General features: G+C 43.5%; 1 protein-coding gene. It reads left to right on the top strand.

Going from position 1 to position 2924, the window contains the following annotated elements:
- Nucleotides 1-2923 (top strand): PAS domain S-box protein (locus VN429_RS10310; protein WP_325632960.1); only part of this gene is annotated, 2923 nt, incomplete at its 5' end.
- Nucleotide 2924: the final 1 nt, after the last annotated feature.

Raw genomic sequence — 2924 nt, 5'->3', positions numbered from 1 at the left:
TCATTTTATGAATCTGCGCATTAAGACATTGCTTATTCTGGGTCTTACGCTCCTTGGAGCAATTGCGCTGATTCTTGGTCTTTCACACATAGTTTTGACAGAAAGTTATGCAGGGTTTGAGGAGAAGAGTACCCGTGACTCAGTTGTACAGGCCCTCAAAGTAATTGACTATGAACAAACACTCGTAGAATCAAAATGCGGAGAATGGTCGCGATGGAATGAGACCTATTTTTTTGTCAAGGGGGATAATCCGGCATACATTGATCAAAATCTAAACTCTGATTCATTTGAAAACCTTGGCGTAAATATAATGGTCTTTTTGAATCAGAGCCGTGGCGTTGTGTATGCAACCGGATATAACACCTCATCTCATCAGGCCCGTGAAATAAGTGACAACGAGCTATCTTCTATCCTCTCCACTCCATACCTCATTTCACATTATGCTCTCGTCAGCAGTAGATCCGGATTTCTCATCCCCGGTCCTGATCCACTTCTCGTTGTATCTCAACCAATTTTAACAAGCACATATGACGGACCCTCTACGGGTTTCCTCATCTTTGGTAAGTACCTTGATCCTGAAGAGGTTCACAAAGTATCTGATATCACTTCGCTTCATCTTTCAGTCGTTCCGGCATCAGGTACTGAATATGGTTCAGGACTGGATTGGGGGGATGTCAGGAATATGAGTTCTATCACTCCCCTGATACACTTCAATGTATTAGGCCCTGACAGAGTTGTTGGATCCATTCTGGTCAGGGATATTACAGGAGCAAAAAAGTTTCTACTGCAGGTTACCGGTGACCGGACTATCTACAATCAGGGTTTAATAACCATCGGGAGTTTTCTTGTTCTCCTGGTGGCTATCGGTCTGGTCTTTATTGTTATTACATTGTTGTTCATGGATCGTCTGGTTCTCAGGCGACTTGCAATTCTTATAACCTGTGCCCAAAAGAAAAATAAATCCTCTACCAAAATTTTTGAATCCCCGTTATCCAGCGGTGATGAACTCTCTGAACTTGCACATGCTCTAATTCCAGTTTTTGAGAGGGTAACCCGCTCGGAGGCAGAACTTCTTGAGGCATTGCGTAAGACTGAAGAGAGTGAACGTAAGTATCGTGAACTTGCCGATTCATTACCTGAGTTTGTCTTTGAAGTTGATTTATCAGGCCGCTTGACATTTCTGAACCGGCTCGGATTTCAGGTATCAGGATATACTCCTATAGACCTTGAGGAAGGATTATTCGCTAAAGAGCTGATTGCACCAGAAGACCAGGAACGTCTTGCAAAAAACATGGACCTGATTTTGGCAGGTGATAGGATATTAGGCCAGGAGTATATGGCAACCCGTCGGGATGGCACTCGATTTCCCATGGTCTTCTATACAATCAGAGTCTTCGACGATGAGGGAGTTATCGGGTTACGCGGGTTTGCTATAGATATCACTGAACGTAAAAAGATGGAAGTATCAAACCGGAAACTTGCTGATATTGTCCAGCATACTCAGGCAGGAATTATTACTGGTATCCATGACGAGGTTGATGTTATCAATCCAGCATATGCTTTGATGCATGGATACACCAGGGAAGAGATTTATGCTGTCCCTATGACCTCACTTTTCTCATCTGATTTACGTAAAGACTTTCCTGCATACCTCCGGAAAGCAGAGTTGTATGGACATTTCGTGTTCGAAGCAGATCATCAGCACCGGGATGGAACTCTCTTTCCAACCCTGAATGATCTTACACTGATCTCTGATATGGGTGGAATGCCATACTGGATCCTGAATGTACAGGACATTACTGAGCATCGGCTCGCATGGAAAATTCTCATGGAGAGTGAATCACTCCGTGAATCACATCGTCAGCTTAAAGATGTACTTTCCCGTCTTCCTGATGCAACATTTGTCGTTGATAAGGATGGATGGGTAATCCTTTGGAATGCTGCGATGGAGAGTCTTACCAAGATCACAGAAGATCAGATTATCGGTAGGGGGCAACAGGAATATGCGATACCATTTTACGGATATAAGCGACCCCTGCTTCTGGATCTTATTCTCAAACCTGCTCTTCTTACTGAACAATATTATACTGATGTTTCAATGCATGATGGAACGTTTTCGGTGGAAGAGTATCTTCCTGATACTGTAAATGGTCCAATGTATCTCTCGAGTGTTGCAAACCCGTTGTTCGATTCACGGGGAAGGCTTATTGGAGCGGTTCAGAGTATCCGTGATGTCAGTTCCCGCAAACTGGTTGAAGAAGCTCTAATGAGAACCAACGAGAAACTCAACCTACTTTCAAGCATAACAAGGCATGATATCCGTAACCGGATTACAGTGTTATTTGGTATCCTACCGATTGTAAAGAGAATGAGTACTAGTCCGGAGATGACTGAAATGGTTGAAATGCTTGAAAAAGCAGCATATACCATCAGGGATCAGATCGAGTTCACCGGTGATTATCAGGATATGGGCGTTCATGCTCCTGAGTGGCGGGAGATCGGTGAAATGCTTGATCAGATATCAGAGCAGGGATTAGTTGCAAATGATATTATTGAGAATAATCTTCATGGTCTGTCTATTTATGCTGATCCGCTTCTTGAGCGTGTGTTTTACAATCTGATTGATAATGCTGGGAGACATGGGGGTAATGTATCACACATTCGTGCATCTTACGTAAGAGATGATAAGCGGGTTGTGATAACAATTGAAGATGACGGAACCGGGATTCCCTATGATCTCAAGGAGCGGATTTTTGAACGTGGGTATGGGAAGAATACAGGTCTCGGTCTTTTCCTTGTCCGGGAGATTCTCTCGATAACCGGAATTACCATCAAGGAGATCGGAACATCAGGCAGTGGAGCACGCTTTGAGATTATAGTGCCAGATGGATGCTATCGGGTTATATCAGTTGACTCTATTTGAT

This window comes from Methanospirillum sp. (assembly GCF_035560735.1).
In the GTDB taxonomy this organism is placed as follows: Archaea; Halobacteriota; Methanomicrobia; order Methanomicrobiales; family Methanospirillaceae; genus Methanospirillum.
Note: the sequence above shows the minus strand (reverse complement) of the source record. Positions and strands in the feature narration are given on the sequence as shown.